The sequence below is a fragment of the Massilia sp. ST3 genome (genome assembly GCF_018119405.1).
Classification (GTDB): Bacteria; Pseudomonadota; Gammaproteobacteria; order Burkholderiales; family Burkholderiaceae_D; genus Telluria.
The window spans coordinates 1-18,161 of the sequence record NZ_JAGPWC010000089.1 but is presented as its reverse complement, the minus strand read 5'-3'; the positions used below and the strand labels follow the sequence as shown (position 1 = coordinate 18,161).

Below are 18,161 nucleotides of genomic sequence, written 5' to 3'. Positions count from 1 at the left end.
TGGCTTTGTTGATTCATTTCGCGAGTTCGACCAGCACCGCCGTGTACATCTGCAGGTTCAGCAGCAACTGCTTGGTGGTGATGAACTCATGCTCCGAGTGCCCGGTGTAGACCTTGCCCGGCATGGTCGGCCCGAAGCTGACGGCGTTCGGGAACAGGCGCGAGTTGGTGCCGCCGCCCACCGCGATCGGCTTCGGGTCCTTCATGCCGGTGAAGTAAGAGAACACGCCCATCAGGGTCGGCAGCTGCGGCGGATTGTTCTGCATCCAGGGTTCGCTGATGCGCACCGTGATGTTCGCCAGCGGCAGGCGCCGGCCCTGCCATTGGGCCAGGGCCGCGTTGACCTCGCCGGTCAGCTGCTCGGTGCTCTTGCCCTGCGGACGGCGCATGTTGATCGAGACCTCGATGCCGTCGTCGCGCTGCTTGATGACGGTGGGCGCGAAGGTCATCGGTCCCATGAAGCTGTCGCGGTAGGCGATGTTGCCGAACTTCTCGCCATGGATGCCGGTGCCGACCATGTCGTTCAGGTAGTTCACCACGCCGCCGGCGGTGGTGTTGGGCCAGTCGCGCACCGCCAGCGCATCGGCCAGCATGCTGATGGCGTTCACGCCGTCCTCGGGTTTCGAGGAGTGGGCCGACACGCCCTTGGCGCTCACCGCCAGGTTCTTGCCCTGCCAGGCGAAGGTATAGCGCATGCCGTCCTGTTTCGCGCCGCGTGCGCGGATCAGCTTTTCCACTTCCGGCGTCGCGTTCGCGATCACGGCCCGGGCGTCTTCCGGGATCTGGCTGCCGAAGAAGCCGCCGCCGAATTCGGCGATGTAGGGCGCACCATCGGGCGCCGCTTCCGCGCCCTGGTTCGGGATGGTCACGGCCACGGTGCCGTAGCCCTTCTCGGCCGTCACCGCCGGGTATTCGGCGTCGAGCGTGATGTTCATCTGCGGCGGCTCATGGGTCTTGAGGAACTCGACCAGGGGGCCCCAGTCGGATTCCTCGCCCATGTACACATAGAGCTCGATGCGCTTGGACAGCGGCACTTGCCGGTCCTTGATCGCCTTCATCGCGTACAGCGCGGTGGCGATCGGTCCCTTGTCGTCCTCGGCGCCGCGCGCCAGCAGCTTGCCCGGCTCGCTCGTACGGTCCAGCACGAAGGGCGACTTCTTCCACTTGCCCGGGTCGACCGGCTGCACGTCGCCGTGGGTAATCACGCCCACGCGCTCCGTGCCCTTGCCCAGGCCGACGATCACGACCCAGCCGTGGTCGGCGTAGTCCAGGCCCAGGCGCTGGGCTTCCTGCTTGAGCGCGGTCTTGAAGGCGATGTGGACCGGATTCTGGTCCGATGGGACCTTCGGGTCGGCCACCGTGTTGTAGCTGACCAGCCGGGCCAGCGTTTCCACGATGTCGTTGCGGTAGGTCGCGGCGGCGTACTTGGCGGCCTTGACGGCCGGCTCGCCGGGGGTGGGGGCGGATGCGGCGTGGCCCGCCGCGGCGGTCGCCAGCAGCAGGCTGGCAAGCAGTGTTTTTCGAATCATGTGGTGCCTGTCTCCAGAGTGCATATTGCAAATTGCATAAGCGCAATGAGTCTAGCATAGGGGGCGTGCGCGCGTTGTCGATGCTTCGCGTTATGGTGGTGGCATCCACGACCAATTCAGGAGCCTGCATGAGCGCCAAGACCATCCACCGCATCCACCCGGCGCAGCGCGACGACATCGGCGACCTGGTCACGCGCCGGCCGCTGCCGAATCCGCTGCTCGGGCAGCTCGATCCCTTCCTCTTCCTCAACCATCACGGACCGCAGATCTATCCGCCGCACAACCGCGGCCTGCCCTTCGGGCCGCATCCGCACCGGGGCTTCGAGACCGTCACCTTCATCGTCGAGGGCAGCCTGGCGCACCGCGACAATGCGGGTCACGAAAGCGTGATCCATGCGGGTGGCGTGCAATGGATGACGGCCGGCAGCGGCATCGTGCATGCGGAGGTGTCGCCGCGCGACTTCCTCGAACAGGGCGGCGCGGTCGAGATCCTGCAGCTGTGGGTGAACCTGCCTTCGCGCCTGAAGATGAGCGCGCCGGCCTATACAGGCTTGCAAAAGGACGAGATCCCTGTGATGGAGCTGGACGGGGGCAAGGTCGCGATGCAGCTGATCGCGGGGGAATGGGAAGACAGGCAGGGAGCGATCGCGTCCCTGACCGGTGTGTTCATGAGTACGCTCGACATGCGGGCAGGCGGACATGTTCGCGCCACCGTCCGGCCACCGCGCAGGGTCTTCCTGTACGTGGTGCGCGGAAGTATCGTCGTGGGCGGCCATGACGATCCCGTCAGCGCATACCAACTTCTCGAGCTGGACGACGACGGCGATGCAGTCGATCTGCACACCGAGTCAGGCGCCCTGCTGCTGTTCGGCCATGCCGAACCGATTCGCGAGCCCGTGGTGGCGCACGGGCCTTTCGTCATGACCACCCGCGCCGAGATCGCGCAGGCGGTCGCCGATTACCAGGCGGGACGCTTCGGATCAGCGCTTGGCTAAGGCCAGGACCTTGCCGGCGGCGGTGCTGACCACGACTTCGTCGGGGATGCGGTCGCCGGTGAAGCTGAAGCGCACATCCTTGTCGATGGCGACGAACTTGTCCTTGCCCACATGGATGATTTCCATCGGGCCGTCGCCGAGGTCGGCGGTGAGCACGCGGCCCTTGCCGTTGACGGTGCCGTTGACGGTCAGCACGCGGCCATCTTCCAGCCCATACTCGCCCTGCACGCGGTCGAACATGAAGGGCTTCATGCGCACTTGTGCAGGCTGGCTGCCGACCACTTCGACGCGTTCGGTACCGGCTTGCGGACCAGCGGCTGCGGAGAAGGACAGGACGGCGGCGCCGGCGAAGAGGACGAGTTGTTTGATGCGCATGATGATGGTTCCTTTCAGGTCGATTCCAAAAAACGGACCTGGCGCATTGCTTGCAATCGCAGGTCCCACGTTGTTCAGTTTCGCCAGCTGCTCACTGTGTTTGTCTGGCGATGTAGACAGTGTAGCCAGGCCGCGAATGCAAACAAGCGGAGTGAGACCGAAGCGCGAAATGGCGCGACGAATTGCGGAAAATGGGGACCAGACGGGAGGTGCATATGCGTGCTCGAGCGCGATATCTGCATGCGGTGCATACGCGTTTTCCAGCGTGTTTCGAGGATGCATATCGCAAGCTGTATATCTTGTTCCAGCGCATGGCCCGTTTTGCATAGCGCCCGTACCTAAAGGCTGCGTTATCGATGACGTAGGGTGGACGGGGTCATCCAGACCAATGGCTTGGATGACGAACGTCCACGCGTTCAACCAGCTCATGAGCAGCCATGGAAGCAACCGTTCGACGCGCGGACGGCAGAGCCGTCCACCCTAGGGTTGATTCTGCTGCTAACTATCCCGCGTCGGCGGCGAAGCCGCCAACCCTACGGACCGTGCGTCTGCATGCGGCGCGATGCCGTAGAGTGTCTGCATCAACGACTCATGAAGCGCTCACCCATGCACCCAGTCCCCCTCGCCGCCACCACCCGCGGCTACCCCGACACCGGCTACGTGCTCGAGAACGTGCACGCCGGCTCGGTCGCCGTGGTCGACCTCCACGGCCGCCTGCTGTGGCAGGCCGGCGATCCCCATTACCCCACGTTCACACGCTCGGCGCTCAAGCCTTTCCAGGCGCTGCCCTTCATCCTGTCCGACGGCCCGGCGCGCTTCGGCCTGGCGCGCGACGAACTGGCGCTGCTGTGCGCCAGCCATTCCGGCGAAGAGCGGCATCTGGCGGGCGTGCGCTCCATCCTCGGCAAGATCGGACTCGACGACAGCCACCTCGAATGCGGCTGCGCCACCCCGCTCTATTACGAGGCCGTGGGCGAGCCGGCGCCGCAGGACCGCAGCTGGACGCCGCTGCACCACAACTGTTCCGGCAAGCACAGCGGCTTCCTGGCCTGGTGCCGCCTGCACGGCGCGCCGACCCGGGGCTATGTCGAGCGCGCCCATCCGCTGCAGCAGGCCATCCGCGACACGCTGGCCGACACTGTTGGCCTGCCGGCTGCGCAGATGGCGGTCGGGATCGACGGCTGCTCTGCGCCTAACTACGCGATGCCGCTGTCGCGCCTGGCGCACCTGTATGCACGCCTGGCGCAGGGCGCGGCCGATCCGCAGCTCGGCGGCGCGATGGGCATCCTGTGCGATGCGATGACGGGCCGGCCGGACATGGTCTCCGGCGCGGAGCGCACCGACCTGTTCTGGATGACGGCCGGCGGCGGCGACTGGGTGGCCAAGATCGGGGCCGACGCGGTGCAGGCGATCGGCGTGCGTTCGGCCGGGATCGGCATCGCGATCAAGATCCAGGACGGCGCCAGCCGTGCCCTCCACCCCGCCACCTTCAGCGTGCTGGAACAGCTGGGTTTGCTGGACGATACGCGGCGCGCCCTGCTGGAGCGCTTCCGCCAGCCATCCATCAAGAATGCGCGCGGCGCGGTGGCCGGCGACGTGCGCTCCCTGTTTACATTGCAGAGCGCAAACTGAGCCTCAAGCCGCCAGCCGGCGCAGCATGACCGCGATGGCGTCGAGCACCGTATCGTCCTGCCAGTACTGGTTGTGCGAAAGCGGATTCCAGCTCTTCAGCATCACGCCCAGCACACCGCCGGCGGCATTGATGGCGCGGTCCTCGACCAGGGCGCGGTAGCCGCCGGACAGCGGCTGCAGCGGCCAGCCGAGCGCGTCGTCCGGGTCGTAGAAGTTGATCCACTTGAACAGGCTGGTCGGCGGACGGATGGGGATGATGTGCATTTCCTTGTGGGCGGCGACGAAGATCGGGATGTTGCAACCGGTGGTGACCAGGCCCGCGCAGCTGCCGGCGCCCAGGAAGCTGCGTTCGCTGGCCGTCAGGGCGCGCCCGTAGACCTGCTGCGCCCACAGGCCGATGTTGCGCCAGATGCCCGCGCCCACCGGCCTGCCCTCGGCCGCCTTCTGGGCGTCGTAGATATAGCTCGACAGGACCTGGCAGCCCAGCGACTGCGCCAGGAACACCACCGGCATGCCGGGCCGCGTCGCATGCGCCGACATCAGGGCGCGCGCGATCTCGCCCTGGGCCAGTTCATACACCGAGCCCGGGATCTCCTTGCGGTTCTCCAGCCCGGCCGCGTCGCCGAAGCCGTACAGGACGAACTTGCGCAAATCGTCGTAGTGCACCGCGCTCTGCGACCGGGTGCGGTCCCAGACCAGCTGCTGGTTGTCCTGCAGGATCTTCTGGTAGTACACCGAGCGCATCACCACCTGGCCCGCCAGCGCGCCCATGCGGGTGCGCACGGAATCCATCAGCGCGTCCGCGTAATTTGGCGGAGTCTCTCCCATGCCGTGCACCGTGATCAAGGCCACTTGCGTCATGCTCTCTTCCCCATTCCGGCGCTGTGTCCGTCCATGGCGCTAGCCTATCAAATTTTCGCGCGCGCACGGCCGGGCTGGCTGAACCGGGCGATGGCACAATGACGCACCCGTTCAACTCTTTCGACTGGCCCCATGGAGCTCTTGTTCGACCGCTACCGGCAGGCGATCCGCGACCTCGACCTGGCCGGCGTGGCTTCGCCGCAGGCGATCCCCGCCGCCTTCCTGCTGGCGCGCGAAGGCCGCTACAGCAGCCACTACATTCCCTTCGAGTCCGTGAACCCGGCGGCGCGCGTGGTGGTGGTCGGCATCTCGCCCGGATTCGCGCAGTGGAAGAACGCGATGCGCGAAGCCCAGCGCCAGATGGCGGCCGGCGCCTCGGACGAAAACACCCTGCGCGCGGCGCGCCTGGCGGGCGCCTTCAGCGGCGCCATCCGTCCCAACTTCGTGGCCCTGCTGGATGCGATCGGCGTGCAGCGCTGGCTCGGCATCGCCAGCTGCGCGACCCTGTTCGACGTCGACGCGCCCCTGGTGCAGGTGAGCGCGATCCTGCGCCATCCGGTGTTCGTCGACGGGAAGAACTACAGCGGCACCCCGGCCATGCCGCGCCATGCCTTCCTGCGCGAGGAAATGCTGCGCTACTTCGCGCACGAGGCGGCGATGCTGCCGGAAGCGCTGTATATCCCGATGGGGGCGAGCGTGAGCGAAGGGCTGGAGTGGCTGGCGGGGCGCGGGGTGTTGCGGCGCGATCGGATTCTGCATGGGCTGCCGCATCCTTCGGGGGCGAATGCGGAGAGGGTGGCGTACTTCCTGGGGAAGAAGCAGAAGGAGGCGTTGTCGGGGAAGACGAATGGGGAAATGATCGATGCGGCGCGGGTGCGCTTGCTGGAGCAGATGCGGGTGTTGATGGCTAACAGCTAGCTGCAGTGGCCTGCTGGTGAACTTGGGTCCCCGCGTTCGCGGGGATGACGTGCAAGGGGAACCTTAGCTCGTTACTTTGCCACTGACCTAAAAACCGTCATCCCCGCGAAGGCGGGGAGCCAAGTTGCATGAACAGCGATTAGCGCGGAGCGATTTCCAGCTCAAACGTCGCGACACCATCCACACCCCCACGCACCCTGTCCCCCGGCTGCAAAGCTCCCACCCCCGACGGCGTCCCCGAATAAATCAGGTCCCCCGCCGCCAGCGTGACAAAGCGCGACAGGTAGCTGATCACATCCGCCACCGGCCAGATCATCTCGTTCAGATCCCCCTGCTGCTTGACCTGCCCGTTCACCTCGAGCCAGATGCGCCCCGCCGCCGGATGGCCGGTCTCGCTCGCGGGACGCAGTGCGCTGCACGGCGCCGACGCATCGAAGCCCTTGGCCATGTCCCAGGGCCGTCCGGCATCCTTCGCGACGGCCTGCAGGTCGCGCCGGGTCAGGTCCAGGCCGACGCCATAGCCCCACACCAGCGACAGCGCGTCCTCGACGGCGACGTTCGCCCCACCGGCGCCCAGCGCCACCACCAGCTCCACCTCGTGGTGCAGGTCCTGGGTCATCGGCGGATACGGCACCGCGCCCTCGGCCGGCACCACGGCGTCGGCCGGCTTGGTGAAGAAGAACGGCGGCTCGCGCGACGGATCGCTCCCCATCTCGCGCGCGTGGGCGGCGTAGTTGCGGCCGACGCAGAACACGCGGCGCACGGGAAAGCGGGCGGCGGAACCCGCCACGGCCACCGAGGGCGCGGTGGGAGCGGTGATGACGAAATCGGACATGCTCATCCTTTCAATAGCGGAAGGCGCATCATACCTGCGCGGCCGCGGCCGCGGCGGCCGATGCCTCGAGGATGCGCACCAGCGCCGTCATGTCCACCGGCTTGACCAGGTGATGCCCAATGCCGGCCGCGAGCACGCGCTCGCGGTCCTTGGGCTGGCCGTAGCCGGTGATCGCCACCAGCACCGTGTCCGCCGTCTCCGGCTGGGCGCGCAGGCGTTCCGCCAGCTGGTAGCCGTCCATGTCGGGCAGGCCGATATCGATCAGCATCACGTCCGGCCGCTCGCTGCGCGCCCGGCTGATCGCGGAGGCCGCATCGTATTCCACCGAAACCGCATAGCCCTGCACGTTCAGCAGCATCGCCAGGCTGTCGGCCGCGTCGGTGTTATCGTCGACGACGATCAGCCGCAGCTTGCGCTGCAGGGCCGCGCCGTCCGCCGGCACCCCATCCTGCGGGTTGCGGCCGCTTTCATCGAAGGCCGCCACGCACGGCAGGCTCAGGGTGAAGGTGCTGCCCAGACCGACGCCCTCGCTGTGCGCGCGCACCTCGCCTTCGTGCAGCTCCACCAGTTTCTTCACCAATGCCAGGCCCAGTCCCAGCCCGCCCTGCGAGCGCGCCAGCGTGCGTGCGCCCTGGGTGAACAGGTCGAACACGTTCGGCACCAGGTCCGCCGGCATGCCGGAGCCGTTGTCGCGCACCCGCAGCACCATCTCGCCGTCGCGCGCATCCAGGGTCAGCGCGATGCTGCCCGCCTTCTGCGTGTACTTGGCCGCGTTGTTGAGGATGTTCGCCACGCTCTGCACCAGGCGGGTCTGGTCGCCCTTCACGTACACCGGCTGGTCCGGCAGGCGCACCGTCACCTGGTGGTTCTTTTCCTGCACCAGTGGACGGGTCTGGTCGAGCGCCCCCGTCACCACGTCGCGGAAATCCACCGTCGCGAGCTTGAGCTTGACCAGCCCGCGGGTGACGCGCGAGACGTCCAGCAAGTCGTCGATCAGGCGGCTCATGTGGCGCACCTGGCGGCTGATGATGGTGCTGGTCTGGCAGATGCGCGGCTCGTTCGCGAACTGCATGCTCAGCAGGCTGGCCGAGCTGCTGATCGGCGCCAGCGGATTGCGCAGCTCATGCGCCAGCATGGCCAGGAATTCGTCCTTGGTGTGGCTCAGGCGCTCGGCCTTCACGCGCGCCGCGCGTTCGCTTTGCAGCAGCGCGTCGCGCTCCAGCGCCGATTTCCGCGCGAATTCGTAAAGACGCGCATTGTCCATCGCCACCGCCGCCTGGGCGGCCACGCCGGCGATGATGCGCTCGGTGCGTTCGCTGAACATGCCGGGCTCGGGATGGCCGAAGAACAGGCCGCCAAGCACCTTGCCGGAGCGCGACACGACCGGCATCGCCAGGTAGCTGCGCACATGCAGGTGGCCGGCCGGCAGCCCGGCGTGGCGCGGGTCCGCCAGCACGTCGTCGCAGCGCATCGGCCCCTCGCCGCTGAACACGGGCCGGAACACCCCGCTCGCCGAGGGCGCGCCGAGGTGGCGCACATGCTCGCAGGCGGCGCCGGTCAGCGCGTGCAGGCGCATCGGCTCGCCCTCGCCTTCGCTCTGGTAGAAGCAGGCGCCGAAGCGCGCGCCGGAGAGTTCGGTGCCGGCGTCCGTGACGGTCTGCAGCACCGTGTTCAGGTCGAGGGTCGAGGCCAGCACCTGGCCGCTGCGGTTGACCATCTCGAGGATGCGGGTCTCGTCGCGCAGCGACTCCTCCACCCGAGAGCGGCGCACCACTTCGCGGGTGTGGCGCGCCACGTCCTCGGCCATCGCCACTTCCTGGTCGGCCCAGTGGCGGGCGCTCTTTTCGTGCAGGTAGAAGATCGCCGCCAGCCGGCTCTCTTCCATGATCGGCACGATCACCATCGAGCGCGCGCCGATGCTGGCGTAGCCGTCCGCATAGGGCGCGGCGCGTTCGTCGAGGGCGATGTCGTCCAGGCGCAGGGTGCGTCCGGCGCGCAGCTGGGCGATGATGGCCGGGCCGAAGCCGTCCAGCGGGCGCGATTCGCCGGCCAGGCTGGCGACGCTGCCGTCGGTCCAGTCGCGGTCCACGCTCACGGTGCGCCCGCCGGCGTCGATCTCGCCATAGCCGACCCGGGCCACGCCCAGGGTCTCGCCGGTCATGGCGCTCGCCGCTTCCATGATGTGCACCGCGTCGACCAGGCCGCCCAGGGTCTCGCTCAGCTTCAGGTGGAAGGCATGGCGGTGCTCGGAGAGCACGTCGGAGGTGGTCTCGGACAGCGCGCAGTACACGCCGGCCACCGCGCCCGCATGGCGCACGGGCGAGATCGAGGCGCAGAAAAAGCGGCGTTCGCGCTTGCCGTTGCGTTCGAACTCCATCAGGGCGTTCTCGAGCTGGGTCGATTCGCCCGCCTGGGCCTTGGCGAAGGCATCCTGCAGGCGCGGCCACAGTTCCGGTCGCATTTGCGGATACGGCATGCCCTGGGCGGCCGGATGCTTGTCGCCCAGCAGCTCGGCGTAGGCGTTGTTGTAGAACATGCGCAGCTCCGGGCCCAGCGCCATGAGCATGGGGAAGCGCGAGCCGGCAATCAGGTCGGCGATGGCGCGCGGGCCGTCCGGCCAGCCCGCGGGATCGCCAAGGGGGAAAGTAGGCCATGCGCGGCCCTGCGGATGGTCCGGCAGCGTTATACCGCCGACAGCCACGGAGAGGAAGCTGCTGTCGTTGTTCATCAGGGATCGCCCAGTTCGGAATCGGGTCGCGGCCGGCAGGCTTGTCACGTTGGTACGTGCCTGACCTTGTTTTTGTTGCGCAGCCAGCAACTTTTTATAATCGGGCGATTATAACGAGCTATCAAAATCGGGCGCGCCCGATACACATCAATGCGATTTCTTGATTTTGTGGTGCACCCGGCGCTGGGCCAACCACACCGCGCCGGCCACCAGCGGCACCATGAGGCCCAGGGCCAGGTCGGGATTCAGGGGCAGCCCGGCCGCCTTGGCGGCCTTGCCGGCGTAGCCGAGCAGGCCGACCAGATAATACGAGATCGCCGCCACCGACAGCCCCTCCACCGCCAGTTGCAGGCGCAGCTGCTGGGCGGCGCGCGCGTTGAGCGACTCCAGGATGCGGCGGTTCTGCATCTCCTGCACGATGCCGACGCGGGTGCGCAGCAAGTCGTTGGTGTCGGCGATGCGCCGTCCCAGCGCTTCCTGGCGCGCTCCGGTCGCCTCGCAGGTGTGCATGGCGGGCTCCAGGCGCCGCTCCATGAATTCCTCCACGGTGGGCGTGCCCTCGATGCGCACTTCGCGCAGCTCCTCGATGCGGGCGCGCACGATGCGGAAATAGGCGCGTGAGGCCGAGAAGCGGTAGCCGTTGGCCAGCGAGAGCTTTTCCATGCGCGCGGCGAGGCGCGTGATCTGCTCCAGCAGGCGCCCTTCGTCTCCGTTCCCTTGGTCCGGCTGCGCCATGTCGGTGGCCACCATGGCGTCGGCCAGTTCGGCCAGTTCCGCCTCGACCCGGTCCAGCTCCCGGCCCACGGCGCGCGCGGCGGGCAGGCCCAGCAGGGACATCATGCGGTAGGTCTCGATCTCTAGTACCCGCTGCACCAGCCGCCCGGCCTGCAGCTCGCGCATGCCGATGTCGCGGATCACGAAGCGGCTGAAGCCGTCGGCCTGGATCGCGAAGTCGCTCCACAGCTCCGCGCCCTGCATCACCGAGGAACGGGCCAGCAGGCTGCGCTCGAACACCTTGGGCAGGCTCGAGGCGTCGGCATCCCCCTTCACCAGCGCCACGTGCGCGGCCGCCATCAGGCGTCCGGCCAGCTGCGCCAGCCAGGATGCGGGCAGGTAGGCGAGCGGCATGTGGCTGAAGGCTTCCTGGGGCGCGATATCTTGCGCCAGGCTGGCGGTGACGGTATAGGTGGCGAACTCGGTATGGCATTCCCACTTCAGGCTGAAGCTGCCGAAGTCGTGGAAGAAGTGGCTGGCGCCCGGCCGCGGCGCGGCGACGCCGAAGTGCTCGCACAAGGCGCCCAGCAGCACGTGCTGGGAATGGGCCTGCGGCGGCCCGGATTCGACGCCGTGGTAGACCGCCAGGTGGGTGATGGCTTCGGGCGCGTCGAGCCGCAGGAAGGGCCGCGAGTGCAGCTCGGCGGCGAGCGGCACCCGCAGGGAATGGTTCAGCGCTCCGACGATGGCGTTCAAGGGGTTCTCCGGTGGTGGGACCGGAGGCGCGCGCCGCCGGCTAGTAGATTTCGCTGGCCGCCGCGCGCACCGCCTTGAGCAGCAGGTCGGCGCCCGGCGACAGCAGATGGTCCTGCTGCCTGATGATACCGAAGGCGTCCATCTTGCAGGGTAGCTCGATTGGGAGAATACGCATCACATTGAGCGAGGCATAATATTGCGCGACTTCCTGCGGCATCACGTGCAGCGCGTCGGTCTGCTGCAGCAGCGCCGTCACCAGCAGCAGCGCCGTGGTGTCGACCACGTTCACCGGCGGCGCCAGGCCCGCGCGGCGGAACATCATGTCGAAGCGGTGGCGCAGGATGCTGCCCGGCGGCGGCAGGATCCACGGCCGGTCGGCGATGTCCATCAGTTCGAGCTGCTTGTTCTCCAGTAGCGGATGGCCGGGACGCACCACCGCGCAGGCAGGTTCCTCGGTCAGCTCCTCGTAGATCAGGCCCGTGGAGTCCTCCTTCTCGAGGATGCGGCCGATCATGAAGTCCAGGGTGCCGTGCTGCAGCTTGTCGAGCAGGACGTTGCTGGATTCGACCTGCACGCCGATGCGCAGCAGCGGCGCCTGTTCCTTGATGCGCGCGATCGCGCGCGGCAGCAGCGCCATCGCCGGCGACATGATCACGCCCACTTCCACCTGCCCCGCCAGGCCGGCCTTGAGCGCCACGATGTCGTCGTGCGCCAGCGCCAGGCTGGTGAGCGCCATGCGCGCGTGGCGGATCATCGTCTCGCCGTAGATGGTCGGTTCCATCCCGCGCGGCAGGCGTTCGAACAGCCGCACGTCCAGCATCTCTTCCAGATCCTTGATCTGCTTGGACGCCGCGGGCTGCGTCATGTGCAGCTCTTCGGCCGCGCGGTGGATGTTGCGGTAATCGTCCAGCGCGATCAGGAGCAGCAGCTGGCGCGTCTTGAGGCGCGCCTTCAAAAACCAGTTCGGGTTCGTTGTATCCATCAGAAAATAATATCATTTTGGATATCAAATCGGCCGAAATATCGTCGGGCACTTATCACTTGCAGCCCGGCGACGGGTTGGCGGCCGGACCCTCGGCGGTCTGGGCGACCTTGAGGATCTTGCCATCCGGGCCGTAGCGCAATTCCTCGACGGCCGCCGAACGGCGGAACTCGCCCCCGCCCGGCAGCTTGGCGTTGTGGTAGAAGATGTAGGACTTGCCGTTGAAGTCGACGATCGCCTGGTGGATGGTCTTGACGTTGGCGTTCGGCTCCATGATCTGGCCGCCCCAGGTCCACGGTCCGGTGGCGCTCGGGCCGGTCATGTACACCGTCTCTTCCGGGAACTGGCGCGAGTAGCTCAGGTAATAGGTGCCCTTGTGCTTGTGCAGGTAGGCGGCCTCGGTGAACTGGTCCAGGCCGACGGTGTGGATCGGGCCGTCGAGTTCGACCATGTTGGGTTTCAGCTTGGCCCACTTCATGACCGTGTTGCCCCAATACAGATAGGCCTGGCCGTCGTCGTCGATGAAGACGGCGGGGTCGATGTCGTCCCACAGGATGGCGGATTGCTTGGTCATGTCGTTCGAGACCAGGGCCTTGCCGATGGCATCCACGAAGGGGCCGGTCGGGCTGTCCGAGACGGCGACGCCGATGGCCTTGCCGGGGATGGTCGCGTGGTCGACGGTCGAGTAGAAGTAGTACTTGCCGTTGCGCTTGGTGATGTCCGAAGCCCAGGCGTCGCGGCCGGCCCATTTGAAGGTGCTGTACTTGAGGGGCGACCCGTGGTCGGTCCAGTTCTTCATGTCGCAGCTCGAGTAGACGCGCCACTCGTTCATGACGTAGTCCTTGCCGCCGGCGGGGGCTTCGTCCTTGCCGACGTAGAGGTAGACGCGGCCGTTGTCGACCAGGGCGGCCGGGTCGGCGGTGAAGATGTTCTTGACGATCGGGTTGGCGGCGTTGGCGAGCGACGCGGCGCCAAGGGCGGCGGCGAGGATGAGGGGTTTGAACACGGGGTCTCCTTTGGTTGATTCTTATGGTGGTGGCTGTGCGACGAACTTGCGTGCGTACCGTTAGCTTTTAGATTTGAACGCCATCACCCGCTGCACCACGCAAAACACGAACAGCAGCGCGCCAATGACGATCTTGGTCCACCACGAACTGAGCGTCCCATCGAAGGCAATGAGGGTCTGGATGGTCCCCAGCACCAGCACGCCCGACAGCGCACCCGCCACATAGCCATAGCCGCCGGTCAGCAAGGTTCCGCCAATCACGACAGCCGCGATCGCATCCAGTTCGGTCCCCTGCGCATGCAGCCCATACCCCGACAGCATGTAGAACGAGAACAGCACCCCCGCCAGCGCCGCGCAGAAGCCGCTGAACGCGTACACCAGGATCTTGGTGCGCCCGACGCTCAAGCCCATCATGGCCGCCGACTGCTCATTGCCGCCCACGGCGTACACGGCGCGTCCAAACGCACTGAAATGCCCGAGCCACACCGCCAGCGCCAGCATGAGCAGCGCGATGACCGCGCCCGGCGACAGGAAGCCGCCCAGGAAGGGAAGCTGGGTCTGCGACATGGCCACGAACAGCGGATCCTCGATGGTGATCGATTCGATGCTGATCAGGTAGCACAGCCCGCGCGCCAGGAACATGCCGGCCAGGGTCACGATGAAGGGCTGCAGCCGGAAGACATGGATGATCGCCCCCATGCCGCCGCCGAACAGCGCGCCGCCCAGCAGCACGGCGCCGATCACCGCCATCGGCGGCCAGTGCGCCACCTGCAGCAGCCAGGCCGAGACCATGGTCGCCAGCGCAAGCACGGCGCCGACCGACAGGTCGATCCCGCCCGACAGGATCACGAAGCCCATGCCGATGGCGATCACCAGCAGGAAGGCGTTGTCGATCAGGAGATTGAGCATCACCTGCAGCGACAGGAAGCCCTCGTACATCGAGCCGCCGATCAGCAGCATCGCCGCCAGCAGCACCACGGTGACCAGCGAGGTAAAGGACGGCATGCCGGGCAGCGCCCGCACGCCCTGGATCAAGGCGCTCATGCCGCCCTCCTCTTCCACAGCTGTTTGAACTGGTCGGACTGCGAAATGCAGACCAGGAAGACCACGACCGACTTGACGACCATGTTGACCTCGGGCGGCACGCCCAGCGAATAGATGGTGTAGGTGAGCGTCTGGATGATCAGCGCGCCGATGATGCTGCCGACCAGGCTGAACTTGCCCCCCGCAAGCGAGGTGCCGCCCAGGGTGACGGCCAGGATCGCGTCCAGTTCCAGCAGCAGGCCGGCGTTGTTGGCGTCCGCGCTTTTCACGTTTGAACTGATCATCAGGCCCGCCATGCCGGCGCAGGCCGCCGAGAACACGTAGACGAAGACGATCAGCGCCGCCGTGCGGATGCCGGCCAGGCGCGCGGCCACCGGGTTGATGCCGACCGACTGGATGAACAGGCCCAGGGCCGTGTGGCGCAGCAGGAAGGCGGTCACCGCGAAGACAAACGCCACCACGAACAGCGCGAACGGCAGGCCTGCTAGGTACCCACTGCCCAGGACGAAGAAAGGCTGGTAGTAGACCGTGACGATCTGCCCATCCGTCAGCAGCTGCGCCAGGCCGCGCCCGGCCACCATCAGGATCAGGGTGGCGACGATGGGTTGCAGGCCCAGGCCGGCCACCAGGGCGCCGTTCCACAGGCCGCACAGCAGTGCTGCGCCAAGCGCGGCGCCGAGCGCCAGCGCCATCGGGGTCTGCGCCACGTACTCGGGCACGCCGTTGTTGATGACCATGGTCCCGCCGATCAGCATCGAGGCGACGGTGCCGGACAGCGCCACCACGGCGCCGACCGAGATGTCGATGCCGCGCGTGGCGATCACCAGGGTCATGCCGATCGCCGCCAGCATCAGGGGCGCGGCGCGGTTGACGATGTCGACCAGGCTGCCGTACAGGTGGCCGTCCTTGATCTCGAGGCGGAAGAAGCCCGGGATCAAGAGGAAGTCGATCAGCAGCAGCACCGCCAGCGCGGCCAGGGGCCGGAACAAGGGGTGCGCCAGCGCGGACGCGAAGGGCGAGGGCCTGGGCGCCGGCGCGGCCGGGACAGCCGGCGTGCTCACCGGGATGGGTTCCTTGACGATCATGCGCATTTCTCCCCGCCGGCGATCACGTGCAGCACCGACTGGTCGTCGAGTTCACCGCGGCGGTATTCGCCGCAGGTGCGGCGGTCGCGCATGACGACCACGCGGTCGCTCACACGCAGCACTTCGGGCAGCTCGGACGAGATGAACAGCATCGACATGCCCTTGCGGCACAGGGTGGTAACGTAATCCATGATTTCCTGCTTGGCGCGCACGTCGATGCCGCGCGTCGGTTCGTCGAGGATCATCAGCTTCGGTTCGGTCACCAGCCAGCGCGCCAGCAGCACCTTCTGCTGGTTGCCGCCCGAGAGCGAGCCGATCGGCGTTTCGATGCTGGCCGTCTTGATCCCCAGCTGTTTCACGTAATAGGCGGCCAGCTCCTGCTGGCGGCGCAGCGGAATGGCGCGCTTCAATCCCTGCTTGGCCTGCAAGGCCAGGATCAGGTTCTCGCGCACGGACAGCGACAGGATCGCGCCCTCGTGCTTGCGGTCTTCCGAGCAGAAGCCGATGCCTTCGGCGATCGCGTCGCGCGGCGTGGCGAAGCTGTGCTTTTTGCCGTCGATCTCGATGGCGCCGCTGTCGGCCTTGTCCGCGCCGAACAGCAGGCGCGCGGTCTCGGTGCGGCCCGAGCCCAGCAGGCCCGCCAGGCCGAGCAGCTCGCCCTTGCGCACCTCGATGTCCACCGGGGCCAGCACGCCGCGGCGGGCGATGCCTTTCGTGCGCAGCAGGACTTCGTTGGCCGATGTGTCTCCGCACGCGCCGACGCCGATCTGCTCCGGGGCTTCCGCCGGCGCGCCGATCATCTTGTTGACCAGGGCCAGGCGCGACAGCTCGCTGCACGCGTACTCGCCTTCGCGCTCGCCATTGCGCATCACGGTGATGCGGTCCGAGATGGCGTAGGTCTGGTCGAGGAAGTGGGTGACGAACAGGATCGCCATGCCCTGCTCGCGCAGGCCGCGCAGCACCGAGAACAGCAGCTGCACTTCGGCCTCGTCCAGGCTGGAGGTCGGTTCGTCGAGGATCAGGACCTTGGCCGAGACGCTGGTGGCGCGGGCGATGGCGACCATCTGCTGGATCGCCAGCGGATAGCTGGACAGCGGCTTGGAAACGTCGATGTGGATCTGCAGCTTGGCCAGCAGCTCCGTCGCCTGGCCGCGCATGCTGCGCCAATCGATCATCCCGAAGCGGCGCGGGTAGCGACCGATGAAGATGTTCTCGGCCACGGACAGGTTCGGGCACAGGTTCACTTCCTGGTACACCGTGCTGATGCCCAGTTCCTGCGCGTGCTGGGTGGAGCGGGGTTCGATCCGCTGTCCATCGAGGACGATACTGCCGCGTTCCGGCTGGTAGACGCCGGTCAGCACCTTGATCAGGGTGGACTTGCCGGCGCCGTTCTGGCCCATCAGCGTGTGGACCTCGCCCGGATACAGGCGCAGGCCCGCGTCAAGGAGCGCCTTCACGCCGGGGAACTGCTTGTGGATGCCGGTGACCTCGAGGACCGGCGCTGCGTTGATTGAGGCGCTCATAGAAACGCCTCAGTATTTACGGTTCGGGAATTCCTTGGCCGCGACTTCAGCTGGGAACACACCTTCGTTCACGGTAATGCGCTTCGGGACGGGCTTGCCGGCCTTCACCGCCTGCGCCGTCTGGATCAGCTGGGGACCGAGCAGCGGATTGCACTCCACCGTCACGTTCAGCTTACCCTGCAACATGGCCTCGAATGCGCCGCGCACGCCGTCGATCGACACGACCAGGATGTCCTTGCCCGGCTTCATGCCGGCCTCCTCGATCGCCTGGATGGCGCCGATCGCCATGTCGTCGTTGTGCGCGTAGAGCACGTTGATGTTCTTGCCCTCGGACTTGATGAAGGCTTCCATGACTTCCTTGCCCTTGGCGCGGGTGAAGTCGCCGGTCTGGGAACGGATGATCTTCAGCTTCGGGTTGCCGGCGATGACCTCTAGAAAGCCCGCCTTGCGGTCCAGGGCCGGGGCAGAGCCCACGGTGCCCTGCAGCTCGACGATGTTGTAGCTGCGGTTCGGGTTCTTCTTCGCATGTTCGACCAGCCAGCGCGCAGCGCGGCGGCCCTCTTCCACGAAGTCGGAGCCGATGAAGCTGACATAGAGCGAAGGGTCGCTGACCTTGACGGCTCGGTCGGTCAGGATGACGGGGATCTTGGCCGCTTTCGCTTCGCGCAGGACGGTATCCCAGCCCGACTCCACGACCGGCGAGAAGGCGATCACGTCGACGCGCTGGGCGATGAAGGAGCGGATGGCCTTGACCTGGTTCTCCTGGCGCTGCTGGGCGTCGGCGAATTTGAGGTTGACGCCAGCCTTTTTGGCGGCGTCCTTGATCGAGGCGGTGTTCGCGGTACGCCATTCGCTTTCGGCGCCGACTTGGGAGAAGCCGATGGTGAGGGGCTTGGCGGCAAATGCGGGGTTGATCGCGGTCAGCGATACGGTCATGGCCGCGCCCAGGAGGTTCCTGCGGGTGAGTCTCATCACTTGTCTCCGGTATTGTTGTCACTCAATACTAGGGGAAAGTGAGATACTGATCCAATCACTTTTTGCATAAGGCCGATACGGTTTTCGGTATCGAACTATGCAAACCGCGTAGATATCGACATCCCGCGCCTCTTGAACGTGGGGGGCCCCCCGCCGGGGGGGGGGGGGGGGGGGGGGGGGGGGGGCAGCGGGGGGGGGGGGGGG

General features: G+C 66.9%; 15 protein-coding genes. 3 read left to right on the top strand and 12 right to left on the bottom strand.

What is annotated here, in order from left to right; all coding sequences use genetic code 11:
* Positions 1–13: 13 nt before the first annotated feature.
* Positions 14–1,528, bottom strand: a complete 1,515-nt coding sequence (locus KBW98_RS21445) for a dipeptidase (protein ID WP_211522204.1) — start codon at positions 1,526–1,528, stop codon at positions 14–16.
* Between the two features lie 128 nt (positions 1,529–1,656).
* Between KBW98_RS21445 and KBW98_RS21440 the strand changes: the two genes are divergently transcribed.
* Positions 1,657–2,523: a pirin family protein gene (locus KBW98_RS21440; protein ID WP_211522203.1), complete on the top strand. Its 867-nt coding sequence runs from the start codon at positions 1,657–1,659 to the stop codon at positions 2,521–2,523.
* Here KBW98_RS21440 and KBW98_RS21435 read toward each other — a convergent pair.
* Positions 2,509–2,898 (bottom strand): hypothetical protein, encoded by a 390-nt coding sequence (locus tag KBW98_RS21435; protein WP_211522202.1) that lies wholly within the window; start codon positions 2,896–2,898, stop codon positions 2,509–2,511. The genes KBW98_RS21440 and KBW98_RS21435 overlap by 15 nt on opposite strands.
* Positions 2,899–3,504: 606 nt before the next feature.
* Between KBW98_RS21435 and KBW98_RS21430 the strand changes: the two genes are divergently transcribed.
* Positions 3,505–4,530, top strand: coding sequence for an asparaginase (locus KBW98_RS21430; RefSeq protein WP_211522201.1), 1,026 nt, complete (start codon positions 3,505–3,507; stop codon positions 4,528–4,530).
* Between the two features lie 3 nt (positions 4,531–4,533).
* Here KBW98_RS21430 and KBW98_RS21425 read toward each other — a convergent pair whose 3' ends face one another.
* Complete coding sequence (locus KBW98_RS21425) at positions 4,534–5,391, bottom strand: hypothetical protein (RefSeq protein ID WP_211522200.1); 858 nt, start codon at positions 5,389–5,391, stop codon at positions 4,534–4,536.
* Positions 5,392–5,523: 132 nt separating this feature from the next.
* Between KBW98_RS21425 and KBW98_RS21420 the strand changes: the two genes are divergently transcribed.
* A complete protein-coding gene (locus KBW98_RS21420) occupies positions 5,524–6,309 on the top strand; it encodes a hypothetical protein (protein ID WP_211522199.1) in 786 nt (261 codons plus the stop codon).
* A 139-nt stretch (positions 6,310–6,448) separates the two neighbouring features.
* Here KBW98_RS21420 and KBW98_RS21415 read toward each other — a convergent pair whose 3' ends face one another.
* From KBW98_RS21415 to KBW98_RS21375, 9 genes are all read right to left on the bottom strand, one after another.
* On the bottom strand, positions 6,449–7,144 hold the full coding sequence (locus KBW98_RS21415; RefSeq protein ID WP_211522198.1) for a fumarylacetoacetate hydrolase family protein: 696 nt from the start codon (positions 7,142–7,144) through the stop codon (positions 6,449–6,451).
* 28 nt (positions 7,145–7,172) lie between these two features.
* Positions 7,173–9,872 carry a GAF domain-containing protein gene (locus KBW98_RS21410; RefSeq protein WP_211522197.1) on the bottom strand — a complete coding sequence of 900 codons (2,700 nt, stop codon included), beginning with the start codon at positions 9,870–9,872 and terminating at the stop codon, positions 7,173–7,175.
* A gap of 147 nt (positions 9,873–10,019) precedes the next feature.
* A complete protein-coding gene (locus KBW98_RS21405; protein ID WP_211522196.1) occupies positions 10,020–11,342 on the bottom strand; it encodes a DUF3422 family protein in 1,323 nt (440 codons plus the stop codon).
* A 40-nt stretch (positions 11,343–11,382) separates the two neighbouring features.
* The gene (locus KBW98_RS21400) at positions 11,383–12,324 is read right to left on the bottom strand and encodes a LysR family transcriptional regulator (RefSeq protein WP_211522195.1); all 942 of its coding nucleotides are present in this window, start codon (positions 12,322–12,324) and stop codon (positions 11,383–11,385) included.
* A 55-nt stretch (positions 12,325–12,379) separates the two neighbouring features.
* On the bottom strand, positions 12,380–13,330 hold the full coding sequence (locus KBW98_RS21395; protein ID WP_211522194.1) for a glycoside hydrolase family 43 protein: 951 nt from the start codon (positions 13,328–13,330) through the stop codon (positions 12,380–12,382).
* 60 nt (positions 13,331–13,390) lie between these two features.
* Positions 13,391–14,374: a galactofuranose ABC transporter, permease protein YjfF gene (gene yjfF, locus KBW98_RS21390; protein WP_211522193.1), complete on the bottom strand. Its 984-nt coding sequence runs from the start codon at positions 14,372–14,374 to the stop codon at positions 13,391–13,393.
* Complete coding sequence (locus tag KBW98_RS21385; RefSeq protein WP_211522192.1) at positions 14,371–15,459, bottom strand: ABC transporter permease; 1,089 nt, start codon at positions 15,457–15,459, stop codon at positions 14,371–14,373. The genes yjfF and KBW98_RS21385 overlap by 4 nt, the downstream gene beginning before the upstream one ends.
* Positions 15,456–16,982 (bottom strand): sugar ABC transporter ATP-binding protein, encoded by a 1,527-nt coding sequence (locus tag KBW98_RS21380; RefSeq protein ID WP_211522191.1) that lies wholly within the window; start codon positions 16,980–16,982, stop codon positions 15,456–15,458. The genes KBW98_RS21385 and KBW98_RS21380 overlap by 4 nt, the downstream gene beginning before the upstream one ends.
* 9 nt (positions 16,983–16,991) lie before the next feature.
* Positions 16,992–17,954: an ABC transporter substrate-binding protein gene (locus KBW98_RS21375; RefSeq protein WP_211522190.1), complete on the bottom strand. Its 963-nt coding sequence runs from the start codon at positions 17,952–17,954 to the stop codon at positions 16,992–16,994.
* Positions 17,955–18,161: the final 207 nt, after the last annotated feature.

Bases quoted from the DNA above. Each gene is read 5' to 3' on its own strand.
- KBW98_RS21420 (WP_211522199.1), top strand. From the start codon at position 5,524: ATGGAGCTCTTGTTCGACCGCTACCGGCAGGCGATCCGCGACCTCGAC.
- KBW98_RS21435 (WP_211522202.1), bottom strand. From the start codon at position 2,898: ATGCGCATCAAACAACTCGTCCTCTTCGCCGGCGCCGCCGTCCTGTCC.
- KBW98_RS21400 (WP_211522195.1), bottom strand. From the start codon at position 12,324: ATGGATACAACGAACCCGAACTGGTTTTTGAAGGCGCGCCTCAAGACG.
- KBW98_RS21385 (WP_211522192.1), bottom strand. From the start codon at position 15,459: ATGATCGTCAAGGAACCCATCCCGGTGAGCACGCCGGCTGTCCCGGCC.
- KBW98_RS21410 (WP_211522197.1), bottom strand. From the start codon at position 9,872: ATGAACAACGACAGCAGCTTCCTCTCCGTGGCTGTCGGCGGTATAACG.
- KBW98_RS21415 (WP_211522198.1), bottom strand. From the start codon at position 7,144: ATGTCCGATTTCGTCATCACCGCTCCCACCGCGCCCTCGGTGGCCGTG.
- KBW98_RS21440 (WP_211522203.1), top strand. From the start codon at position 1,657: ATGAGCGCCAAGACCATCCACCGCATCCACCCGGCGCAGCGCGACGAC.
- KBW98_RS21430 (WP_211522201.1), top strand. From the start codon at position 3,505: ATGCACCCAGTCCCCCTCGCCGCCACCACCCGCGGCTACCCCGACACC.
- KBW98_RS21380 (WP_211522191.1), bottom strand. From the start codon at position 16,982: ATGAGCGCCTCAATCAACGCAGCGCCGGTCCTCGAGGTCACCGGCATC.
- KBW98_RS21425 (WP_211522200.1), bottom strand. From the start codon at position 5,391: ATGACGCAAGTGGCCTTGATCACGGTGCACGGCATGGGAGAGACTCCG.
- yjfF (WP_211522193.1), bottom strand. From the start codon at position 14,374: ATGAGCGCCTTGATCCAGGGCGTGCGGGCGCTGCCCGGCATGCCGTCC.
- KBW98_RS21445 (WP_211522204.1), bottom strand. From the start codon at position 1,528: ATGATTCGAAAAACACTGCTTGCCAGCCTGCTGCTGGCGACCGCCGCG.
- KBW98_RS21375 (WP_211522190.1), bottom strand. From the start codon at position 17,954: ATGAGACTCACCCGCAGGAACCTCCTGGGCGCGGCCATGACCGTATCG.